19 protein-coding genes are annotated in these 22,106 nt (G+C 49.1%); 15 read left to right on the top strand and 4 right to left on the bottom strand.

The window, feature by feature from the left end:
• The first annotated feature begins 115 nt into the window (after positions 1-115).
• Both DXA87_RS18035 and DXA87_RS15465 read left to right on the top strand, forming a co-directional pair.
• Positions 116-286 (top strand): hypothetical protein, encoded by a 171-nt coding sequence (locus DXA87_RS18035; RefSeq protein ID WP_158553087.1) that lies wholly within the window; start codon positions 116-118, stop codon positions 284-286.
• A 147-nt stretch (positions 287-433) separates the two neighbouring features.
• A complete protein-coding gene (locus tag DXA87_RS15465; protein WP_117505254.1) occupies positions 434-667 on the top strand; it encodes a hypothetical protein in 234 nt (77 codons plus the stop codon).
• Positions 668-775: 108 nt separating this feature from the next.
• Here DXA87_RS15465 and DXA87_RS18215 read toward each other — a convergent pair whose 3' ends face one another.
• Positions 776-1,000 carry a hypothetical protein gene (locus DXA87_RS18215; protein WP_147326536.1) on the bottom strand — a complete coding sequence of 75 codons (225 nt, stop codon included), beginning with the start codon at positions 998-1,000 and terminating at the stop codon, positions 776-778.
• Between the two features lie 275 nt (positions 1,001-1,275).
• Here DXA87_RS18215 and DXA87_RS15470 point away from each other — a divergent pair, with 275 nt between their 5' ends.
• The 4 genes from DXA87_RS15470 (at position 1,276) to DXA87_RS15485 (ending at position 4,167) form a co-directional block, all read left to right on the top strand.
• Positions 1,276-2,034, top strand: a complete 759-nt coding sequence (locus DXA87_RS15470) for an acyl carrier protein (protein WP_117505256.1) — start codon at positions 1,276-1,278, stop codon at positions 2,032-2,034.
• Entirely contained in the window at positions 1,994-2,416 is a 423-nt protein-coding gene (locus DXA87_RS15475) for a hypothetical protein (protein ID WP_117505274.1), read from the top strand. The genes DXA87_RS15470 and DXA87_RS15475 overlap by 41 nt, the downstream gene beginning before the upstream one ends.
• A 46-nt stretch (positions 2,417-2,462) precedes the next feature.
• Positions 2,463-2,948, top strand: coding sequence for a phage holin family protein (locus DXA87_RS15480; protein ID WP_117505258.1), 486 nt, complete (start codon positions 2,463-2,465; stop codon positions 2,946-2,948).
• Positions 2,949-3,426: 478 nt separating this feature from the next.
• Positions 3,427-4,167, top strand: a complete 741-nt coding sequence (locus DXA87_RS15485) for a M15 family metallopeptidase (RefSeq protein ID WP_117505260.1) — start codon at positions 3,427-3,429, stop codon at positions 4,165-4,167.
• A 622-nt stretch (positions 4,168-4,789) separates the two neighbouring features.
• Here DXA87_RS15485 and aroA read toward each other — a convergent pair.
• Both aroA and DXA87_RS15500 read right to left on the bottom strand, forming a co-directional pair.
• A complete protein-coding gene (aroA, locus tag DXA87_RS15495) occupies positions 4,790-6,067 on the bottom strand; it encodes a 3-phosphoshikimate 1-carboxyvinyltransferase (protein ID WP_117505262.1) in 1,278 nt (425 codons plus the stop codon).
• A gap of 134 nt (positions 6,068-6,201) precedes the next feature.
• Positions 6,202-7,329 carry a prephenate dehydrogenase gene (locus DXA87_RS15500; RefSeq protein ID WP_278286564.1) on the bottom strand — a complete coding sequence of 376 codons (1,128 nt, stop codon included), beginning with the start codon at positions 7,327-7,329 and terminating at the stop codon, positions 6,202-6,204.
• A 398-nt stretch (positions 7,330-7,727) separates the two neighbouring features.
• Here DXA87_RS15500 and DXA87_RS15505 point away from each other — a divergent pair, with 398 nt between their 5' ends.
• Together DXA87_RS15505 and DXA87_RS15510 are read left to right on the top strand one after the other, a co-directional pair.
• Complete coding sequence (locus tag DXA87_RS15505) at positions 7,728-9,827, top strand: elongation factor G (RefSeq protein ID WP_117505264.1); 2,100 nt, start codon at positions 7,728-7,730, stop codon at positions 9,825-9,827.
• Positions 9,828-10,069: 242 nt separating this feature from the next.
• Positions 10,070-11,953, top strand: a complete 1,884-nt coding sequence (locus DXA87_RS15510) for a tetratricopeptide repeat protein (protein ID WP_117471753.1) — start codon at positions 10,070-10,072, stop codon at positions 11,951-11,953.
• Positions 11,954-12,111: 158 nt separating this feature from the next.
• Here the strand turns inward: DXA87_RS15510 and DXA87_RS15515 are convergent, their stop codons facing one another.
• Complete coding sequence (locus DXA87_RS15515) at positions 12,112-13,299, bottom strand: ribose-phosphate pyrophosphokinase (protein ID WP_117505266.1); 1,188 nt, start codon at positions 13,297-13,299, stop codon at positions 12,112-12,114.
• A gap of 274 nt (positions 13,300-13,573) precedes the next feature.
• Here DXA87_RS15515 and DXA87_RS15520 point away from each other — a divergent pair, with 274 nt between their 5' ends.
• The 7 genes from DXA87_RS15520 (at position 13,574) to rnhA (ending at position 22,019) form a co-directional block, all read left to right on the top strand.
• Positions 13,574-14,968: a DUF512 domain-containing protein gene (locus DXA87_RS15520; RefSeq protein WP_117471754.1), complete on the top strand. Its 1,395-nt coding sequence runs from the start codon at positions 13,574-13,576 to the stop codon at positions 14,966-14,968.
• Between the two features lie 15 nt (positions 14,969-14,983).
• Entirely contained in the window at positions 14,984-16,309 is a 1,326-nt protein-coding gene (der, locus tag DXA87_RS15525; protein WP_015554291.1) for a ribosome biogenesis GTPase Der, read from the top strand.
• A 3-nt stretch (positions 16,310-16,312) separates the two neighbouring features.
• Positions 16,313-16,948, top strand: a complete 636-nt coding sequence (gene plsY, locus DXA87_RS15530; protein WP_117505268.1) for a glycerol-3-phosphate 1-O-acyltransferase PlsY — start codon at positions 16,313-16,315, stop codon at positions 16,946-16,948.
• 71 nt (positions 16,949-17,019) lie between these two features.
• Positions 17,020-18,027 carry an NAD(P)H-dependent glycerol-3-phosphate dehydrogenase gene (locus tag DXA87_RS15535; protein WP_117471755.1) on the top strand — a complete coding sequence of 336 codons (1,008 nt, stop codon included), beginning with the start codon at positions 17,020-17,022 and terminating at the stop codon, positions 18,025-18,027.
• A gap of 123 nt (positions 18,028-18,150) precedes the next feature.
• Positions 18,151-19,623 carry a stage IV sporulation protein A gene (gene spoIVA / locus DXA87_RS15540; protein WP_117505270.1) on the top strand — a complete coding sequence of 491 codons (1,473 nt, stop codon included), beginning with the start codon at positions 18,151-18,153 and terminating at the stop codon, positions 19,621-19,623.
• Positions 19,624-19,867: 244 nt separating this feature from the next.
• Positions 19,868-21,469: an MBL fold metallo-hydrolase gene (locus DXA87_RS15545; protein WP_117505272.1), complete on the top strand. Its 1,602-nt coding sequence runs from the start codon at positions 19,868-19,870 to the stop codon at positions 21,467-21,469.
• A 70-nt stretch (positions 21,470-21,539) separates the two neighbouring features.
• The gene (gene rnhA / locus DXA87_RS15550) at positions 21,540-22,019 is read left to right on the top strand and encodes a ribonuclease HI (RefSeq protein WP_015554296.1); all 480 of its coding nucleotides are present in this window, start codon (positions 21,540-21,542) and stop codon (positions 22,017-22,019) included.
• Positions 22,020-22,106 lie beyond the last annotated feature (87 nt).

The raw sequence follows: 22,106 nt of genomic DNA on the forward strand, positions 1-22,106 counted from the left end.
ACGTTTTATTTGAAATAGCACAATAGGTTAAATTATCTGTTTGCAACAGAGGATTAGAAGGGGGCGTGAGAAAACTTGGCAAGAATGATGGCATCTATGAGGAGGTGAAATAATTGTGGTACCGAGAATGAGAACACTTGAACAGTGTGCAACCTATTTTAAAGAGCAGGATCCGGATACCACCTTGACGCGTTATCGCATCAGGCAGTTGGTACTGGATGGCACAATCCCACATGCGATGTGTGGAAATAAATATTTTGTGAATCTGGACAGACTGATTGAATAGTGTCTGACCTGCGGCGGCATGATATACGTTCTGGCACGCATGGCTAGAATTGCATAAAAAGATCCCCATAGCGGAGCGGCAACTCCGAGGGGATCACATGTAAAAAAATTTACACCTCTATTTTAGAGGAGAAAAAGGAGAAAAGCAATGAAAAAATTGGTCAGAGTTTCAACGGATCTGCAGGTGACGATCCACGATTATCCGGAAGGATCTTATCAGATACAGAATAAAGCTCTGAGGAAGCTGATTGGAAACGATTGTGATTTGTACGAATCGGTTAGCCCAAAAAGGCTTTATTCAAAAGTAAAGATCGGTAAGGAAATGGAAAAAGAAGGTCATGTGGACTCGTTTTGCGTATCGGTATCCCATGCGAATAGCTGAAATTGGTCTTCTCCAGCACTAATTTCAAGCGAAGAATATATACACCTAATAGTAGTAAGGGTATTATATCTGGGAAGTACACATACGACAGAGCGAGAGTTTACGACATTATATAAGTTGTATTGCTATCAAAAATCCTTGATATTCATATTTTGCATCATCATATCCGTATCCTTGAAGCGGAATCGTATAATCTTTTGTCAGTGCCATGGTTGCAGCTGTAACGCATCCTCCGCCATTAGATCCAGTTGATCTTGACATTCCAAGAGAAGAAGACATTCCATAATCAGAAGAGGGCAATACAATTTTTGCCGAGATTAAAGAAACCGTCATACTACTTTCAGCCTTGCCCAAAATGAGATACGTGTGTCCCGCATAGAGTTTTAAGCTTGTAATTTCAACATAATCTCTAAAGACTGCAGCTTTAGTTCCCGATGCGGTGAGGAAAACGCCTAAATTATTATCAAGTGCCTGGAAGTCACTATACAATTGAAGAAAAATCAACTCACCAACACAAAAATCAACTGTGAATCATATAAATTTGAAAATTCAGCTCCCTCATAGGGAGCTTTTTATATACAAAAAATAATTTTTAGGAGGTAATTTCCATGGAAAAAATCAAAGTCAAAGGTAAGCTCTACGACATCCGGAGCATCCAGACGATCGAGCAGCATGTGCTACAGATCATCTTCGCCTGTACGCCGCCTACAAAGTGGAACGGTGACATTGTACTTTACACGGCCGGAGACATCGAGTGTGCTGTGTTAACTGGCTGGAATACGGTGTATCGCGACGAGGGTCAGACAGTCTATCTGTCAGATGATGGTAGCGTGTACCAGACACCGGACCCGGATACCGGTGGCGAGATCCTTCCACCGGAACCGTATGTTCCGACTCTGGAAGAGCTGCAGGCAGCGAAAAAACGAGAGATCAGTCAGGCATGTGAGACCGCTATCTATTCCGGAGTCGATGTCAAGCTGTCGGACGGGGCCACAGAGCATTTTGCACTGACGGAGCATGATCAGCTCAATCTTTTCGGTAAGCAGGTACAGCTTGCAGCGGGCACCACTGAGCTTGAGTACCACGCGGACGGTCAGCCGTGCCGGTACTACAATGCCGCTGACATGCAGCTGATCATTTCCACAGCTATGCAGCATGTGAGCTATCACACAACATACTGCAACGCAGTTAACATGTGGATTAGTGGTACACAGAGCACAGAGGAGATCCAACAGATCTATTATGGTGCAGATGTGCCGGAACAGTACCAGTCAGATGTCCTCAAGGCATATATTTCATCAATGAAAGAAGGTGTGAGTGATGTGGATGAGTCACAGGCTACTGAACAAATATCTGTTCCTGTTTAATGTTGGCGGACTGCTTTACATATTGATCGAACTGATCTGGCGCGGCCGGAGTCACTGGACCATGTTTTTACTCGGTGGGATCTGTTTCGTATTTCTGGGATTGATCAACGAGGTTCTTTCCTGGCAGATGCCGCTGTGGCAACAGATGATCATCGGCGCGATCGGGATCACCATCTTGGAATTTGTCATTGGCTTCATCGTAAATTTGTGGCTCGGCTGGGGTGTCTGGGACTACAGCGGGATGCCGGGCAATCTCTTGGGGCAGATCTGTCCGCAGTACTTTGTGCTGTGGCTGCCAGTGGCACTGGTCGGGATTGTCCTGGATGACTGGATCAGGTATTGGAAATTCGGGGAGGAACGGCCACACTACAGACTGATCTGACGGACAAACATACAATATAGTAAGAAAATCAAAAGGAGAAATGAGAATGAGCAAAGGTACATGTACAACAATCCAGCTGCTTGCAACTGGAGTAATCGCTTTTTTGTCTGAAAAGTTGGGAATCACATTTTATTTGTTAGGGTTGCTTGTCTTTTTAATGGTCGTTGACTATATCAGTGGGATGATTGCGAGTATGGTGGAAACGATTGATCATCCGGGAGACACATCATATGGTTGGTCCAGTAAAAAAGGAGCAAAGGGAATCGCAAAGAAGATCGCATATTTATTTGTGATCACTGTGGCAATTGTAATTGATTACATCTTAGCAAAGACATCTGGAAATCTCGGATATCATTTGCCATCTGCGATGCTGTCCCTTCTTACAACGGTGTGGTACTTATTGAACGAAGCCTTATCAATTACAGAAAACGCCGGTCGCATGGGTGCGCCGGTACCTGAATGGCTGATGAAGTACATTGCGGTTCTGAAAGATAAAATTGATAGCAGAAATGAAACAGATCTGAAAGCTTAGAAGGAGGTGATCCATCTATCTCCCGTCACGGTCCGGGATATGACCGTTGCGACGTCGCAACAAAGAATGCCAAAACATGTAGAATGAAACAGATTCGTGTGTTATAATGCCAATGTTATCGCCTCCTATACCTGGTACGGAAGGGAGGTGCATAGCTTGGAAGATGTAGTTATTTCTCTTATTGTTTCTATCATGGCAGGTGTGATTAGCCATCTCATCTGCAAATGGTTGGATAGAAATAAGTAGTCGGTAATCAGCCTATGGAATAAGCCACCATACCACAATGGAATAGAAAACCCCAGAGATCGCGACTCCCTGGGGTTTTCGTTGTTGCATAACTTGGATGCAATCATTTCTCTTAGCCTAACGGCATTATAGCATATGCAGAATAAGATTGCAAGATACCAGAAAATTAAACTTTGATCAGGAAAACATATCCTGATCTTTTTTCATATCATAAAGAAAAGAGGACAAGACTATGAGAGACATTACCTTATGCCATCCGCGACTCCAGGCGCTGGCCGCGGAGCTGATCCGTAAATGTGCTGATCAGGGATTACAGATTAAAATTGGAGAAACACTCCGGACGACTGCAGAGCAGGATGCCCTGTACGCACAGGGGAGAACGAAGCCGGGTAAGATCGTTACCAATGCGAAAGGCAGCAGTTATAGTAGCTATCATCAGTGGGGCACGGCGTTTGATATTTATAGAGCCGACGGCTGCGGTGCCTATTATGATACAGATGGATTCTTTTCCAAAGTCGGCGTGATCGGTGTATCGATCGGACTGGAATGGGGCGGATCCTGGAAGAGCATCGTGGACAAGCCACATTTCCAGCTCCCAGACTGGGGATCATCAACGAGTGGAATCAAGAAGATTTACAAGACCCCGGAGCAGTTCATGAAGACGTGGCCAAAGGAAGAGAGAAAGACCATCACTCCGGGCTGGCAACATGACGCTCACGGCTGGTGGTGGCAGAACGAGGACGGATCCTGGATAGCATCGGATTGGCGTCTGATCAATCACCATCATTACCTCTTCGGGGCAAACGGGTACATCCGGACGGGCTGGCACCGCTGGAATCCAGACACAAAACAGGTGGATCCGGCTGACGGCTCCGGAGACTGGTACTATTTTCAGGAGGATGGAGATCTTCAGGGCGCGTGCTGGCACAGCAGATCGAACGGGGCGATGGAAGTGTGGCATGTAGACAAATAGGTACGATGTACCAATACAGTACTTTGTCTACTATTTGTCTACTACGATGAATAAAAAAGGGCAAAAAACATTGCAGAGTAATAAAGGCTAAACCTCGGAAAGTGGATTAAAACCTCGCTTTTTCGCATGTCGTGGAAATGCCAAAATGAAAAAATAAATTTTCGTAATGCGTAGGTCTCCGGTTCGAGTCCGGCCGGGAGCTGAGTAAAAGGGCGTGTGAAAAAATGAGAAATCATTTTTTACACGCTCTTTTAGACTAAAAAATTATAAACGAAGTAGTCTCTAAAAGCGCATTTCCCCCTTACCCCATAAATTTGTTGATTTTCAAATCTATGCAGCTGATTTTATTTTCATCTGTTTGTTGTGGAATTTATAAAGATTGTGTCCCAGTGAAACAAGGTATACTTCAAGTTGAACGGATTTTATCCCTCTTCGCACAATCATTAGTATTGGCAAAACTGTCTGTTTGGGGTTAGAATAAGTGCGTGTTATGTTTTTTCACAGCCCCTTTGTTGTTCTACGTGAAGATGAAAGCTGTTTGGAATGGACGGCTTTTTGCGTTTTTATAAAAAGAACCCGAATCCATCTCTGGAGAAGTACCAGATAGATTCGGGTCTTTTTACTATTTTGTAAGTTTTTCCAACTCCTCATAAAATGCCGGATAAGAGATATCCACGCAGTCCGCATCAATGATCTCAGTCTCCCCGTCCGCAGCGAGAGCAGCTACGGCGAAGGTCATGGCGATGCGGTGATCCTTGTGACTGTCGATGACGGCACCGTGGAGCGGTTTTCCGCAGTGGATGATCATGCCATCCTCAGTCTCCTCCACATCGGCGCCCATGGCGCGCAGGTTTTCGACCATGATGGCGATACGGTTGGATTCTTTGACTTTTAACTCAGCGGCATCGCGGATGACCGTGGTCCCATCGGCGAAACATGCCATCATGGCGATGGTCGGAAGCTCGTCGATGAGAGTCGGGATGATATCGCCCTCGATGACGCAGCCCCTTAAGGAACTTGTGCGGACCAGAAGGTCGGCTGTCGGCTCTGCGTTCTCGTGATCCTCGTTTAACAGGGTGAGATCAGCGCCCATAGCCTCACAGACCTTGATGAGTCCGGCTCTTGTCGGGTTGATGCCTACATTCTTAATAAGAACTTCGGAATTTGGCAGAATCAGGCCTGCTGCCACAAAATAGACGGAAGAGGAGATATCTCCCGGCACATCGATCCGGTTTCCAAAAAGCTCCGTTGCCGGCCAGATCGTAACGGTAGTTCCTTTTGATTCCAGCTCTGCGCCGAAAAACTTCAGCATCAGTTCCGTATGATTTCTGGAAACCTGCGGCTCCGTGATACTTGTGAGCCCGTCTGCGTAGAGTCCGGCCAACAGGATCGAAGATTTTACCTGGGCAGATGCGACTTTGGAAGTGTAATGGATCCCCGCAAGCGGTTTTCCGCAGATCCTGAGCGGCACACAGTCATTTCCGCGGACACTCTTGATATCAGCTCCCATCATGGATAACGGCTCGATAATGCGCTTCATCGGACGTTTCTGGATGGATTCGTCACCGGTCAGCGTCACGTCGAAATTCTGCGGCGCGAGAATACCGGAGATGAGTCTTGTGGTGGTTCCAGAGTTGCCGCAGTCCAGGGTCTCGGCAGGGGCAGCCAGTCCGTGCATGCCCTTTCCGTGGACAGTGACAACACCATTTTTATTTTCGATATCGATTCCCATGCGGCGGAAACAGCCGATGGTGGAGAGGCAGTCAGCGCCCTCCAGAAAGTTATGGATCTCTGTAGTTCCCTTCGCAATGGATCCGAACATGACACTGCGGTGGGAGATGGATTTATCGCCCGGGACTGTGATCTCACCCCGGACATGGTCTGCTTTATGTAATTTCATATAAATTCCTCGTAATTTGCGTTTAATACGATCTGATAAAACCCGGTATGCATTTTGACGTAGCAGTCCGTGTATAACAGGCGGTCATGCGGTATCGGAATATGCTGGCGCATACCTGAATGAAACTATAAGTCTTACTTTGTCAGCACATAGTTATGGCTTCGCAAAAGCTCCGCTGCCTCATTCTTCTTATCCTCCTTATAGAAAGAAATCCGGAGCGCCCCTTCACCTTCCTCACGGCTGTGATTGATACCTATATTCTTAACACTGATTCCCTTCGCGGCAAGGATCGCAGAGAGGACAGAAATAGATCCCGGCTCATCCAAAACATCCACACAGAAGGAGTAATCCCGCTCGATGGGACCTTGTCCGCGGTTCGGGAATGTGGAACGGTATTTGCCTGATTCCTCGAACATCTTGTAGATCGCGTCACCGTTATGGTTTTCCAGCGTGTCGCAAATGGATTCCAGGGAAGTGATATACCGCTTTAAGAGCACCAGAATATTTTCTGTGTTCGTCATGCAGATCTGCTCCCACATGACAGGGGAGGAGGAGGCGATACGCGTGATATCCTTAAAACCTCCTGCGGCCAGCCGCTTCATGATCTCATCCTTTGAATCGTTGTCATGGACAAGATTAACGAGGCTGGATGCCACAAGGTGCGGCAGATGGCTGATGGCCGCGACGGAAAAATCATGCTCATGGTAGTCGAGAACGATGGGAAGAGCACCGATACCCAGGGCAACCTGACGGATCCGGTCGATCTGCTCCGGTGTGGATTTTTTTGTAGGTGTAATAATGTAGTAGGCATTCTCCAGAAGATGGTCCGTAGAGCTCTCATAGCCGGTCTTTTCAGAACCCGCCATCGGATGGCCGCCGACAAACACATCCTCGTAACCCAGACGTTCCACCGCCTGATGGATGTCTGTCTTTGTGCTTCCGATATCAGTGATCAGCGCACCAGGTTTCAGAAACGGGCGTACCTTTTCGAGGTATACCGCGTTGTATTCTACAGGGGTGCAGAGAAAAATAACGTCACATGCGGAGAGTGTCTCATCGATCCCGTCAAGGATCATGTCGATGGTCCCGTCCGCTTTTGCCTGCTCAAGCTTTGAGCGGGTCCGCATGTACGCCATGATTGTAATATCTTTATTCGCACGGCGAAGGCCTCTGGCGATGGATCCGCCGATCAGGCCAAGGCCGATAAAACCAAATGTAGAATCAGACATTGTACAGCTCCTCCTTTGTCCCTTCGATTTTATAACACAGGGATATGAATGTCAACAAGAAAAATCAATACTTTAAAGTGATAAATCAAACGTTGCCAGGATCTGCAAATCTGTGGGTGTGCGTCGCATGTCTGCCTACAAAACAGAGAAAAGAGAAGAAGAAAGATCTGTGTCTGCCAGAAAAATTTACAAAAATAGAATGCGGATGTCAATTTTTAATAGATTTTCGTTTGAAACGCCCATATTTTCCACCATAATCGAAAAATGACAGAAAATATTTTGTGCAATTTCGATATTTAGCTTGAAAAATTCGAAAAGTTTTGGTAAAATATGACCATAGGCAATAAGCAGTATAGCCAAAACATCTGAACTCCGTAATTTGCGGAAGTCTTTTGAAAAATGGCAAAAAAACATATACGGGAGGGATTCATATGGATATTTATGGAACAAAACAGATCCGAAATGTTGTACTTTTAGGCCACGGCGGCGCCGGTAAGACGACGGTAGCCGAGGCACTGGCTTATCTGACCGGCGTTACAAAGAGAATGGGCAAAGTTGCTGACGGCAATACGATCAGTGACTACGACAAAGAAGAGATTAAGAGACAGTTCTCGATCTCCACTACGATGGTTCCGATCGAGTACGAAGGTGCCGAGGGAAAGATCAAGATCAACCTTCTTGACACTCCGGGTTATTTCGACTTCGTAGGCGAGGTGGAAGAGGCAGTCAGCGCCGCTGACGCAGCGATCATCGTCGTAAACTGTAAGGCAGGAATTGAAGTTGGTACAGAAAAAGCATGGGATCTGTGTGAAGAATATAAACTCCCGAGAATCATATTTGTAACAAACATGGATGATGACCACGCGTCCTTCCGTGAACTGATCTTAAAACTTGAGAAGAAGTTCGGAAGAAAGATCGCTCCGTTCCAGGTACCGATCCGTGAGAACGAGAAGTTCGTCGGCTTCGTAAACGCAGTTAAGATGCAGGGCCGCCGCTTCACAAACCTGTCCGACTATGAGGACTGCGAGATCCCGGAGTACACAAAGAAGAACCTCGGAATTATCCGCGACGCCCTGATCGAAGCTGTTGCCGAGACAAGCGAAGAGTACATGGAGCGTTACTTCTCCGGCGAAGAGTTTACACAGGATGAGATTTACACCGCAGTACAGACCCACGTATGCGACGGTTCTATTGTTCCGGTCATGATGGGTTCCGGCATCAATTGCCAGGGCTTCAACGCATTATTAAATGCTATCGACCGCTACTTCCCGTCACCGGATAAGGGCGAGTGTGTCGGCGTTGACGTATCAAACGGCGAGCACTTTACCGCAAAATACAACGATGAGGTTTCCCTCTCCGCAAGAGTATTCAAGACCATCGTTGACCCGTTTATCGGAAAATATTCCCTGATGAAGGTCTGCACCGGCACATTAAAACCGGACAGCACTCTCTACAATGTAAATAAGGACACAGAAGAGAAGATCGCGAAAGTCTATGTGTTAAGAGGTAAGGACGTGATCGAGGTTCCGGAGCTGAAGGCCGGCGATATCGGTGCCGTTGCGAAGCTCTCCGTGACACAGACAGGCGATACGATCGCTTTAAGATCTGCTCCGATCGTATACCACAAACCGAAGATCTCCACCCCGTATACATATATGCGCTTTGCCGCAAAGACAAAGGGCGACGAGGACAAGATCTCCAGCGCACTCGCAAGAATGATGGAAGAGGACCTGACACTCCGCGTTGTGAACGATACCGAGAACCGCCAGAGCTTACTCTACGGAATCGGCGATCAGCAGCTTGAAGTTACCGTCAGTAAGCTTCTCGGCCGTTATAAAGTCGATGTGGAACTCTCCAAACCGAAATTCGCGTTCCGCGAGACGATCCGCAGGAAAGTGGAGGCTCCTGGCCGTTATAAGAAACAGTCCGGTGGACATGGACAGTTTGGTGACGTTAAGATGTCCTTCGAGCCGTCCGGCGATCTCGAGACACCTTATATCTTTGAAGAAAAAGTATTCGGCGGCGCAGTTCCGAAGAACTACTTCCCGGCAGTTGAAAAGGGCGTACAGGAATGCTGTACAAAGGGTCCGTTAGCCGGTTATCCGGTAGTCGGCATCAAGGCAACGCTCCTCGATGGCTCCTACCATCCGGTTGACTCCTCCGAGATGGCATTCAAGATGGCTGCAACCCTGGCCTTCAAGAAGGGCTTTATGGATGCCAACCCGGTTCTCTTAGAGCCGATCGCTTCCGTAAAAGTCGTTGTTCCGGATAAGTTTACCGGAGACGTTATGGGTGACTTAAACAGAAGAAGAGGACGTGTTCTCGGAATGAATTCTCTCCATGGTGGAAAGCAGGAGATCGTTGCTGATGTTCCGATGTCCGAGATGTTCGGCTACAACACAGACCTCCGCTCCATGACCGGCGGTATCGGCGTATTCTCCTACGAATTCAGCCGCTATGAGCAGGCTCCTGGCGATGTTCAGAAGAAGGAAGTGGAAGCGAGAACGGCAGGCGGAGAAGTAGAGGCGTAAGCTTTGAAGATCCTCGTGAAAACTGAATAAAAGATGACTGCAGGGATCAGCTGTATGGCTGGTCCCTGTTTTTGCCGAAATTCTGCCATAGTTTTCCTCTGACTTCCATCTGGACAGAAAGAGAGAAAAATGGTATAGTTATAAACTGGTAAGCTTTAAATCAGCCGGATAAAAAACAAACTGCAAATCGGATAAAATTTTGCTCTATGACAAAATACTCCGGCAAAAAATGAGGAATTAGAATGAGAAAATGGTTTTTGATTATGGCCACAGCGGTGGTACTTTGTTCCGCCTGCGGCAAGAAAGACGCTTCAGTGAACGATGTGACTCAGGCGGCACAGGCAAGTTCGACGGAAGCGGAGAATCTCTATAAGGAGGGATCCCAGTACGTCGGGGAAGAGGACTACGAGAGTGCCATCGAATCCCTTTTAAAATGTATTGAACTGGATCCGGATTACAGCAAAGCCTATATCCAGCTTTCCAAAGCCTATATTGGAAATGAAGAGTACGATGAAGCTATGGCGATCCTGCAGCAGGGATATGAGAAGACAAAGGATACGTCCCTGGAAAAAGAACAGGATAACTGTGTCCGCACGATCTGCCAGGTCCTGACAGACAACGAGGATTACGAGACAGCGATCCCGTGGCTTTTAAAACTTCAGGAACTCGATGGTGTCACCGTGGAGAATTCCCTGCAGCTTGCGGAAGCATATTCCATGATGGATGATTATGAAAATGCAGTGTCAGTTCTTCAGAAAGCAGATCAGAATGATGCAAGTATTAAAAATGCCCTGCTGGAGGCAAGAGTTGCCTACGGACAGTACTGCTACGATGAAGGAAAGAACGATCAGGCGATCGAGACTTTAAAGGCTGTGATCGATGAGGCGCCAGACCGGATCGATGCATACTCTATGCTGATCGGTGTATATGTAGATGCAGGAAAAGTAAAAGAGGCGGAGAGTATCGTCCAGAGTGGTCTTGAGCGGTTCGTAAACCAGAATTCTACGGTGACAGATGACCAGCTTGATGAATTTTTAAATTCCGCATCTTCCTATTATCTGGAACTCGAGGATGTGGATGCCTGCCTGAGATTCTGGGAGAAGGCAGTTTCCATGAGACCTGGAAATAAAAGTTATAAAGAAGAACTGGACAGCTACCGTTCCTCCGCTGCAGACGAGTCCTACGCGAAGGCAGATGAACTTCTGGAGGCAGGGGACGTGGAAGGCGCTTCCAAGTATTATAAGCGTGCCTTTGCGCTGGCTCCGTCAAACTATGACGCGGGAGTGATCAGCGGAGGCGACTATACATACTGCCTGAACAAAGATGGTTCCTGGAGACTTGGCTGGTATACAGATGAGACTGGCGGCTCCTACTACTTCAATCCGGCAGCGGGACGTCTCTACGCCAGTGCGGTGACGGGATACCAGCAGCTTGACGGTGCGGTATACTATTTTGAGGATGACGGCAGAATGCTGGTGGATGATACGACTCCAGATGGCCGTTATGCGGATGTGGATGGAAAACTTTTAGACCACAATCCATATGAGGATGAGACCGCTGAAGAGGATGAGACGGATGCTGCCGAGGATGAGACTGAGGCAGATACAGAAGAGAAGACGACAGGAAGCTCTGAGAAGGAATCTACGGCGGCTTCTGTGAAAGAGACAACAGCAGCAGTTAAGGAAACGGTGGAGACCACAAAGGCAAATCCGCAGCCGACGCAGGCAGCAGCCGTGAATTCAGGAAACCTGAAACTGAATGCGGACACTCTTCAGGAAGCTCATGACAATGGCGGAACAACAACCTACGAGAAGACAGATCTCTTCGACGGATCCACAGGGAAGCTGACCATGGGAGATGTCTATAACTGCCTTGCCAAGTACGGAAAGACCGAGTGGGTATCCCAGAAACTTCCGTATGAGCTGAAGGTCGGAAACTTAAAGGTATGGATCCTGCCTGGCGATAACTGGAATACAACAGGACTCGTCATTAAAGACGCGTCCCAGTATTTTGAGGTGTTAAAGAAGAAGGCACTTCCGGATAATGTACAGTTTGCGATCGAATTCGATTTCACCGCGACAGATAAGCTTGACATCAATAAAGTGAGACGTGTGAACGGAAACTAAGATGCTGTAAGAAATAAAAACGGGAATTCCTGCAGAAATGTTGGAATTTCCGCTTTTTTAATGGGATTCTGCGTCTGAAATGTGTAGAATATGAAAAAACGCCGCCTGGAATCCATAATGGAAAGCCGGACGGCGTAAATATTCTCTGAGATTTAAAATTAAAGAAGCCCCTCGTTGTACTTTCTGATAAGCTTCTGGATCTTGTCTGTCGGGGACAGGGAGTTTCCGATGGAAACGTCGTGGTTTAAGGAGTTGATGATGGCAGCAATGTACTTGCTCATATCAGCTTCCACATACCATTCCTTTGTAAAGAGTTCCGGGGAACGGTAGTTTAAGTTTGTTGTGACAACGCTGTCGATGTAGCCCTTCTGGTAGAACTCATCGAATTTCTCGAAGCCTGCGGTGAAGAGACCGAAGGTGCAGCATACAACGACCTTCTCGGCCTTGCGCTCCTTTAACTCTTTTGCGGTATCGAGCATGCTCTCGCCGGAGGCGATCATATCGTCAACGACGATCACAGTCTTTCCTTCAACGGAGCTTCCGAGGAACTCGTGGGCAACGATCGGGTTTCTTCCGTTGATGACCTTGGAGTAATCTCTTCTCTTGTAGAACATACCCATATCAACGCCGAGGTTGTTGGCGAGATATACGGCACGGCTCATTGCGCCTTCGTCCGGGCTGATGACCATTAAGTGGTCTTTATCGATCCTTAAGGTATTGTCATGTTTAAACAGTGCTTTTACGAACTGGTAGGTCGGCATGAAGTTGTCGAGACCGGATAACGGGATCGCGTTCTGTACGCGCGGGTCATGTGCATCAAATGTGATGATGTTGGACACGCCCATGTTTACTAACTCTTCAAGTGCCATTGCACAGTCTAAAGACTCTCTGTGAGTACGCTTGTGCTGACGGCTCTCGTAAAGGAACGGCATGATAACGTTGATACGGTGTGCGGTGGATGCCGTAGCGCCGATGATTCTCTTGAGATCCTGATAGTGGTCATCCGGGGACATGTGGTTTACATATCCGGACATCTTGTAGGTAAGAGAATGGTTTGTTACATCGACCATGCAGAAAATATCGGTTCCGCGGACAGATTCGTTTACGATCCCCTTTGCTTCACCACTTCCGAAACGCGGGCAGGCGCAGTCGAGAAGATAGGAGTCAACATCGTAGCCACGGTACTGTAAATTTCCCTGGCGGCGAAGTAATTCTTCCGCATCGTTGCGGCGGAAGTTTACGATGTGGTCATTGACTTTCTGCGCAAGATCACGGCAGCTCTCAAGAGCAGCGATCTTAAGCGGTGCAAGCGGCAGACGGTCGTTGAAAACGTACTGATTAGACATGTCAGATAATCCTCCGATTTTTTGTGTTGCGGTCCGGCCTCTGCGGTCGGACTGTCAGATCATATTTTTGCCTGGATCTCCTTATTTATACGGGAACCTGCAGGCATTCCACGCCGAGTATACCATTTTCAGACATTTTTCGTCAATAGTTTCCCATGAAAATTCGAAGGAAAAAAGAATATCGTTCCTTTACAAATCGGAGGAAGATTGGTATGATTAAGTTTAGAACCATGCAGGAAGGATAAAAGAAGTGAAATATCAGGGACATAAAATTATGGCAGTTACCCCCGGATCCATCGCGGAAGAGCTGGAACTGGAACCGGGAGATGTGCTGCTTACCATAGACGGGGAAGAGCTGGAAGATATCTTTGACTACGACTATATGACGGATGCCGAGAGCTTCGTGATGGTCGTGCGGAAGGCAAACGGAGAAGAGTGGGAACTTGAGATCGAGAGCGGCGGTGAGGACCTGGGACTTACCTTTGAAAACGGACTTATGAGTGACTATAAGTCCTGCTCCAATAAGTGCATCTTCTGCTTTATCGACCAGATGCCGCCGGGAATGCGTGAGACGCTCTACTTTAAGGACGACGACTCCAGACTTTCGTTCCTTCAAGGAAACTACATCACCCTGACAAATATGAAGGATAAAGATATCGAGCGGATCATCCGCTTCCACCTGGCCCCGATCAATATCTCCGTGCAGACTATGAACCCGGAGTTGCGCTGTAAGATGCTCCACAACCGGTTTGCGGGGGAGGCGTTAAAGAAGATCGACCGTCTTTACGAGGCGGGAACGGAGATGAACGGACAGATCGTTCTCTGCCGGGGCGTCAATGATGGAAATGAGCTGGCGTACACCATCGAACAGCTCTCAAAGTACGCGCCGGTGATGCAGAGCGTGTCGGTGGTTCCGGTCGGTCTCTCGAAGTATCGTGAGGGTCTTTACCCGCTGGAACCGTTTACAAAGGAAGATGCCTGCGAGGTGATAGACCTCATCGAAAAATGGCAGAAGATCAACTACGAGCGCCACGGGATCCACTTTATCCATGCAAGTGATGAGTGGTATATCCTGGCGGAGCGCGAGATGCCGGAGGAAGGAAGATACGACGGATATATCCAGCTGGAGAACGGCGTCGGTATGCTGCGGCTGCTGCATGAGGAAGTCATGGATGCCCTGGATGAGAAGACGGACGATGGAAAAGAGGAAGAACTCTCAATCGCCACAGGACGTCTGCCGTATCCGTATCTGGACACGCTTGTAAAGGAGATCATGAAAGTCTATCCGGGACGAAAGGTCCATATCTACCCGATCCGGAATGATTTCTTCGGCGAAAAGATCACGGTGGCGGGACTGATCACAGGACAGGATCTGATCGCCCAGTTAAAGGATAAGCCTTTAGGCGACAGGCTGATCCTTCCGGCCGTTATGTTTAAGAGCGGCGAGGAGATTTTCCTGGATGATATCACAAAGACCCAGGCGGAAGATGCTTTACAGATTCCGATAAATATAGTAAAATCAAGCGGATATGACCTTGTGGACGCGATCCTTGACCCGGAGGCGGCGAGAGAACAGACTGCGGAACACGGGGCATATGAGCTTACAATGAAAGATGCCGGTCTCACAGAGGACGGGGAAGTTATCCCTGATTGGGACGGCGAAGTATAGAAATGAGGAAAATATATGAGTAAACCAGTAGTGGCGATCGTCGGCAGACCGAATGTGGGAAAATCCACACTCTTCAACGTCCTTGCCGGCAGCACGATCTCGATCGTAAAAGACACTCCGGGTGTGACAAGAGACCGTATCTATGCGGACTGCACCTGGTTAAACAACAACTTTACCTTAATCGATACAGGCGGAATCGAGCCGGATTCCAAGGATATCATTCTTGCGCAGATGCGTGAGCAGGCTCAGATCGCCATCGATACCGCGGACGTCATCATCTTTATCGTGGATGTGCGCCAGGGTCTCGTCGACGCGGACTCCAAGGTTGCGGACATGTTAAGAAAGTCCAAGAAACCGGTCGTTCTTGCGGTCAATAAGGTGGACAGCATGGCGAAGTTCGGAAACGATGTATACGAATTCTATAACCTGGGAATCGGAGACCCGGTCCCGGTATCCGCGGCTTCAAGACTTGGCCTTGGCGAGCTTCTCGATGAGGTAGTCAAGTATTTCCGTGAGGACCAGTATGACGACAGCGAGGATGACCGTCCGAGAATCGCCATCGTGGGAAAACCGAACGTCGGAAAATCCTCTATTATCAATAAGCTTCTCGGTGAAAACCGTGTGATCGTATCCAACATCGCCGGAACCACAAGAGACGCTGTCGATACAGAGATCGTGCGAAACGGCACTGAATATATCTTTATCGATACTGCGGGCTTAAGAAGAAAGAGCAAGATCAAAGAGGATATCGAGCGCTACAGTATTATCCGTACTGTGACAGCGGTGGAGCGCGCTGATGTGGTCCTCATGGTCATCGATGCCGTTGAGGGAATCACTGAGCAGGACGCAAAGATCGCCGGTATCGCCCATGACCGCGGAAAAGGCGTGATCGTCGTTGTCAACAAGTGGGATGCCATCGAGAAGAACGACAAGACGATCTATGAGTACACAAGAAAATTAAAAGAGACCCTGTCCTACATGCCGTATGCGGAATATATCTTCGTGTCCGCCCTGACCGGACAGAGAATGGAAAAGCTCTTCGAGCTCATCGATATGGTCCGCGAGAACCAGACGCTCCGCGTGGCTACCGGTGTATTGAACGAGATTGTGACAGAAGCTGTCGCTATGCAGCAGCCGCCATCCGACAAGGGCAAACGCTTAAAGATCTACTATGTGACCCAGGTTGCGGTAAAACCGCCGACCTTTGTTATCTTCGTAAACGATAAGGAGTTAATGCATTTCTCCTACACGAGATACTTAGAGAACAAGATCCGTGAGGCCTTCGGCTTTCGCGGAACATCCTTAAAATTCATCATCCGCGAGAGGAAGGAGAAGGATTAAACGATGGGCAGAGTGATTTGTCTTGTTATGGGTTATGTGTTTGGATTATTCCAGACAGGATATCTTTACGGTAAGATGAACCATATCGATATCAGAAACTACGGAAGCGGAAACTCCGGAACGACAAATGCGCTCCGGGTCATGGGAAAAAAAGCGGGGCTCATCGTGTTCGCGGGAGATTTTTTAAAGACGGTGTTCGCCTGTCTTGCGGCGCGGATCATCTTTAAGGGAAGCCCGGACACAGACCTCTATGTGCTCTACGCAGGTCTCGGCGTTGTCCTCGGCCATAACTTCCCGTGTTATTTAAACTTCAAGGGAGGAAAGGGAATTGCCTCCATGGCGGGCATCCTCGTGTCCATGGACTGGCGCGTGACGCTTGTCTGTGCAGCACTGTTCCTTGGAGCTGTCATCATTACAAGATATGTCTCCCTTGGTTCTATTCTGGTGGTGATCTCATTCTTTATCCAGATACTGGTCTACGGGGCGCATGGAACATTTACCGTCTCTGCGGATCATCTCATGGAGTTTTATGCGGTTGCCTTCGTCCTGATGGTGATGGCGGTCTGGAGACACAAGACGAACATAAAAAGACTTTTATCCGGCACAGAGAACAAGCTCTGGGGCGGAAAGAAAAACTGAATAAGCGCTTAAGCACGAAAATATCAGTCGGTACAGGGCAGTGAGATTAAAGAGAAAAGGAGTTCCTGAACATGGAAAAAATTGGTATTATCGGTTCCGGTACATGGGGAACCGCGATTGCGGTGCTGTTAAGAAACAATGGACATGAGGTCACACTGTGGTCCGCGATCCCGGCGGAGATCGAGGAGATGGCAAAGACCAGGACTCACAAGAATCTTCCGGGAGTGACGTTGCCGGAGGGAATCATCTATACCGCTGACCTTGAGGAAGCGATGAAGGATAAGAACCTTCTCGTGATGGCGGTTCCGTCCGTATTTGTCCGCAGCACGGCGCAGAAGATGAAGCCGTTCTGTAAAGAGGGACAGCTCATTGTGGATGTGGCAAAGGGAATCGAGGAGAATACTCTCGATACAATGACCCAGATCATAAAGGAAGAACTTCCGATGGCGGAGACAGCTGTTCTTTCCGGACCGAGCCACGCGGAGGAGGTAAGCCGCGGACTTCCGACGCTCTGCGTTGCGGGATCCCGCAAGAAGAACGTTGCAGAGTACGTCCAGTCCACATTTATCAGCCCGGTGTTCCGCGTATACACGAGCCCGGATGTCCTGGGGATCGAGACAGGCGCCGCGTTAAAGAACGTTGTTGCCCTGGCAGCGGGAATCGCTGATGGCCTGGGTTACGGGGACAACGCGAAAGCAGCCCTCATCACCCGCGGTATGGCGGAGATCGCGAGACTTGGCATCGCCATGGGCGGAAAATACCAGACATATACTGGACTTTCCGGAATCGGCGATCTGATCGTGACATGCGCCAGCATGCACAGCAGAAACCGCCGCGCCGGTATCCTCATCGGAAAAGGATACACGATGGAAGAGGCAATGAAGGAAGTCCAGATGGTGGTAGAAGGCGTTTACTCAGCGAAGGCTGCGAGATCCCTCGCAAAGAAATACAATGTTTCCATGCCGATCGTTGAGGAGGTAAACCAGGTCCTGTTTGAAGGAAAACCTGCAAAAGAGGCGGTGGCTGACCTGATGCTCCGCGATAAGCGCATCGAGCACAGCGATCTTCCGTGGGAATAGAAGTCAGAACAAGCCTTGCAGCAGCCTGTATTTTTCCGTACTGCGGCGTAAGAAAAGGCTCTGCCGGTATAAAATGTCCCCCTCGCGCATACACTGCAACAGTATATGCGAGGGGGTATTTTTATGGATCATTTCCATGTATACAAGGATATCGAGGCGAGGACGGGCGGAGAGATCTATGTGGGTGTTGTGGGACCTGTGCGCACTGGAAAATCCACATTTATCAAGCGGTTTATGGAGCTTCTTGTGCTCCCGAACCTCCCGGACGGGCAGAAAAAGGCCCAGACCAGGGATGAGCTTCCCCAGAGTGCTGCGGGGAAGACGATCATGACCACGGAGCCGAAGTTTATCCCGAAGGAGGCGGCGGAGCTGGAGCTTGCGGAGGGGATCCGGGCGAAGGTGCGGCTCATCGACTGTGTGGGTTTTATGGTGGAAGGTGCTGCGGGACATACGGAAAACGGGGAGGAACGTCTCGTGAAGACGCCCTGGTACGATTATGAGATCCCCTTCACCCAGGCGGCGGAAATTGGTACGAGAAAGGTGATCCGGGACCATTCCACCATCGGGATCGTTGTGGCCTGCGATGGCAGCTTCGGGGAACTCTCCAGGGATGATTTTAAGGAGGCGGAGGAGCAGACGATCTCGGAGTTGAAGGAGATCGGAAAACCGTTCCTGATCCTGTTAAACTCTACAAGACCCTATGCGGCGGAGACGAAAGCCCTGGCGTTAAAGATGGAAAACCAGTACGGGGTCCCGGTACGGGCGGCAAACTGTGAACAGCTAAAGCGAGAAGACATCGAGGAGATATTGGGCACCGTGCTCCTGGAGTTCCCGGTGACAGAGCTCGACTTTGAGATCCCGAAATGGGTGGAGATCCTGCCGGATGATCATGCGTTAAAGGCAGGTTTGATCATGGAGGCGGGAAAACTCCTGAAGAGATCCGTCCAGATGAAGGACGTGCCGAAGGAGGCTGTGCCGGAAACAGATCAGGCAGTGAAAAAACTGATCGCGGATGAGCTGGATCTTGCGAGCGGCCGGGTGACGATCCGGGTCTTGGTGGATGAGGCGGCATACTTTGAGGTCTTAAGCGATATTTCCGGCCTGCCGGTGCGGGATGAGTACAGCCTGTTTAAAATCTTAAAGGAATCTGCCGGGATGAAGGAAGAGTACGAGAAGGTGAGAAACGCCCTGGTGGAGGTGCGCCAGAAGGGCTACGGAATCGTCCTGCCAGATAAGACGGAGATCTCCTTAGATGAGCCGGAGCTGATCCGCCATGGCAGCAAGTACGGTGTGAAGATCCATGCCCAGGCACCCTCCATCAATCTCATAAAGGCCAGGATCGAGACGGAGATCGCGCCGATCGTCGGGAACGAGCAGCAGGCGAAGGACTTGATCGCGTACATAAAGGACGGGGAAGCGACGGAGGAAGGTGTCTGGGATACGAATATCTTCGGAAAGTCCGTGGAACAGATCGTTGAGGACGGCATGCAGGCGAAGATCTCCCAGATGACGGAGGACTGTCAGATGAAACTTCAGGATACGCTGCAGAAAATTATTAATGACAGTAATGGCGGAATGATTTGCATAATTATCTGAAATTTGCTATAATAGATGCAAATAATACAGCTGATTTGCAAAAATGAAGATTTTCATCGAATTTTGCAAAACGATGCTGAAATTACAGTATTTGCGGCAGAAACCTGAAGGATAAAATCCGCGGTGAACGTGAAAAGGGTTGCGGACACTGCCCGGTTGGGAAAAATGGATATTTCTGTATATCGACCACAGGAATAGGATGTTTGCATGAGTTTCCAGATTTCGCCGCGAAAGGAGGAGTTCCATGAAACTGACATTTATCGGTGCAGATCATGAAGTGACTGGAAGCTGTCATTATCTGAATGCGGCGGGAAAGAACATTCTTGTTGATTACGGTATGGAACAGGGCGGAAACGTCTATGAGAACGCGGAGCTTCCGATCCCGTTCTCCGATGTGGACTACATCTTTATCACCCACGCCCACATCGATCACACAGGCCTGCTTCCACTGATCTATGCGAAGGGCTTTAAGGGGCAGATATTCGCCACACAGGCCACCTGCGATCTCTGCAACATTATGTTGAAAGACAGTGCCCACATCCAGGAAATGGAGGCTGAGTGGAAGAACCGAAAGGCGAGACGTGCCGGAAACCCGGAGGTTCCGGCGCTCTATACGGTAAACGACGCGGAAGGCGTTTTGAAGCATTTTGTGCCGTGCCATTACGGTGATATCTTAACGATCTGCGACGGACTGAAGGTGCGGTTTACGGATGTGGGACACCTGCTTGGATCCGCATCCATTGAAGTCTGGATCGATGAGGACGGCGTACAGAAGAAGATTGTTTTCTCTGGTGATATCGGGAACAAGAACAAACCTCTGATCAAGGATCCGCAGTACACGGATGAGGCCGACTATGTGGTAATGGAGTGTACCTACGGTGACCGTTCCCACGACCGGACCCACGAGCATATCGAGGAGTTCGCGAAGATCATCCAGAGGACCCTGGACCGTCACGGAAACGTTGTGATCCCGGCCTTTGCAGTGGGCAGGACCCAGGAGATCCTCTACTTTATCCGTAAGATCAAGGAAGAGGGCCTTGTCACCGGACATGACGGATTCCCGGTCTATGTGGACAGCCCGCTGGCCGTCGAGGCGACCCATGTGTTCAATAAGAACATTTCCGAGTGCTTTGACGAGGAGGCGATGGATCTTGTGAACAGGGGAATCAACCCGATCGCATTCCCGGGATTAAATCTTTCCGTCAGCAGCGACGATTCCAAGGCGATCAACTTCGACTCCGAGCCGAAGGTCATTATCTCCGCGGCGGGTATGTGTGATGCCGGACGAATCCGCCACCACTTAAAACATAATCTCTGGAGACAGGAGTGTACGATCGTGTTCGCCGGATACCAGGCTGTCGGAACTCTGGGAAGGAGCCTCATTGAGGGGGCGGAAGTCGTAAAACTATTCGGTGAGACCATCGATGTAGAAGCGGAGATCGTGTGCCTGGACGGACTTTCCGGTCATGCGGACAGGGAAGGACTTCTCACCTGGATCAACGCCTTTAAGAAGAAACCGGACCGTGTGTTTATGGTACACGGAGACGATCTCGTATGCACGAAGTTCGCGAACCTCCTGCGCTCGGACTACGATCTTGTGGCGGACGCACCGTTCTCGGGATCAGAGTTTGACCTTGCCGCGGGTGCGTGGCTCAAACAGACCGTCGGTATTCCAATCCAGAAGGAGACAGCGAGACAGAAGGAGAATAAGTCCATCTTTGCTCTTCTTGTGGCTGCAGGCGAGCGCCTGATGCGGATCATCCAGAAGAACCGCGACTGCGCGAACAAGGATATCAAGAAATTTACGGCAGAGGTCAACGCGCTCTGCGAGAAGTGGGATCTGTAACTGCGGCTTGAGCCGTCTGAATTCCGGAATCATATAAAATAAGACATCTGAGAGGAATTACAAAATAGACATGAAAGTAACACTTTATACGGACGGAGCGGCCCGCGGAAATCCAGACGGGCCGGGCGGATACGGAGCGGTGCTCCAGTTTATTGATAAAAATGGGACTCTCCACGAAAAGGAATTGTCCGCGGGATATGTGCGGACAACCAATAACCGGATGGAACTTATGGCAGCGATCGTGGGACTTGAAGCGTTAAACCGGTCCTGTGAGGTAGACCTTTATTCCGATTCGAAATATCTCGTGGACGCTTTCAACCAGAAATGGATCGACGGCTGGGTTAAGCATAACTGGGTCCGCCCTAAGACGGGACCGGTAAAAAATTCGGACCTCTGGAAACGGCTGCTCGTCGCGATGAACCCGCATAAAGTGACGTTCCACTGGGTCAAGGGCCATGACGGTCATCCCGGAAACGAGCGCTGTGACCGCCTGGCCACCAGCGCTGCGGATGGTGGGGATCTGTTGGTGGATACGGGGCTTAGTAACTAAAAAGGCAGCTACGCTGTTTTTTACAAAAGTCTTACAATGTATTACTAATTTGACCTGTTGTGCTAGATAAAATAATATAAAGAAACT

It is taken from the genome of Desulfotomaculum sp. OF05-3 (assembly GCF_003435535.1).
Classification (GTDB): domain Bacteria; phylum Bacillota; class Clostridia; order Lachnospirales; family Lachnospiraceae; genus Pilosibacter; species Pilosibacter fragilis.

What these genes read in the sequence shown, in the direction of transcription:
- DXA87_RS18215 (WP_147326536.1), bottom strand. Translation starts at nt 1,000, where the DNA reads ATGACGGTTTCTTTAATCTCGGCAAAAATTGTATTGCCCTCTTCTGAT.
- DXA87_RS15470 (WP_117505256.1), top strand. Translation starts at nt 1,276, where the DNA reads ATGGAAAAAATCAAAGTCAAAGGTAAGCTCTACGACATCCGGAGCATC.
- DXA87_RS15465 (WP_117505254.1), top strand. Translation starts at nt 434, where the DNA reads ATGAAAAAATTGGTCAGAGTTTCAACGGATCTGCAGGTGACGATCCAC.
- rnhA (WP_015554296.1), top strand. Translation starts at nt 21,540, where the DNA reads ATGAAAGTAACACTTTATACGGACGGAGCGGCCCGCGGAAATCCAGAC.
- DXA87_RS15520 (WP_117471754.1), top strand. Translation starts at nt 13,574, where the DNA reads ATGGCAGTTACCCCCGGATCCATCGCGGAAGAGCTGGAACTGGAACCG.
- plsY (WP_117505268.1), top strand. Translation starts at nt 16,313, where the DNA reads ATGGGCAGAGTGATTTGTCTTGTTATGGGTTATGTGTTTGGATTATTC.
- der (WP_015554291.1), top strand. Translation starts at nt 14,984, where the DNA reads ATGAGTAAACCAGTAGTGGCGATCGTCGGCAGACCGAATGTGGGAAAA.
- spoIVA (WP_117505270.1), top strand. Translation starts at nt 18,151, where the DNA reads ATGGATCATTTCCATGTATACAAGGATATCGAGGCGAGGACGGGCGGA.
- DXA87_RS15480 (WP_117505258.1), top strand. Translation starts at nt 2,463, where the DNA reads ATGAGCAAAGGTACATGTACAACAATCCAGCTGCTTGCAACTGGAGTA.
- DXA87_RS15545 (WP_117505272.1), top strand. Translation starts at nt 19,868, where the DNA reads ATGAAACTGACATTTATCGGTGCAGATCATGAAGTGACTGGAAGCTGT.
- DXA87_RS15535 (WP_117471755.1), top strand. Translation starts at nt 17,020, where the DNA reads ATGGAAAAAATTGGTATTATCGGTTCCGGTACATGGGGAACCGCGATT.
- DXA87_RS15485 (WP_117505260.1), top strand. Translation starts at nt 3,427, where the DNA reads ATGAGAGACATTACCTTATGCCATCCGCGACTCCAGGCGCTGGCCGCG.
- aroA (WP_117505262.1), bottom strand. Translation starts at nt 6,067, where the DNA reads ATGAAATTACATAAAGCAGACCATGTCCGGGGTGAGATCACAGTCCCG.
- DXA87_RS15505 (WP_117505264.1), top strand. Translation starts at nt 7,728, where the DNA reads ATGGATATTTATGGAACAAAACAGATCCGAAATGTTGTACTTTTAGGC.
- DXA87_RS15515 (WP_117505266.1), bottom strand. Translation starts at nt 13,299, where the DNA reads ATGTCTAATCAGTACGTTTTCAACGACCGTCTGCCGCTTGCACCGCTT.
- DXA87_RS15510 (WP_117471753.1), top strand. Translation starts at nt 10,070, where the DNA reads ATGAGAAAATGGTTTTTGATTATGGCCACAGCGGTGGTACTTTGTTCC.
- DXA87_RS15475 (WP_117505274.1), top strand. Translation starts at nt 1,994, where the DNA reads ATGAGTCACAGGCTACTGAACAAATATCTGTTCCTGTTTAATGTTGGC.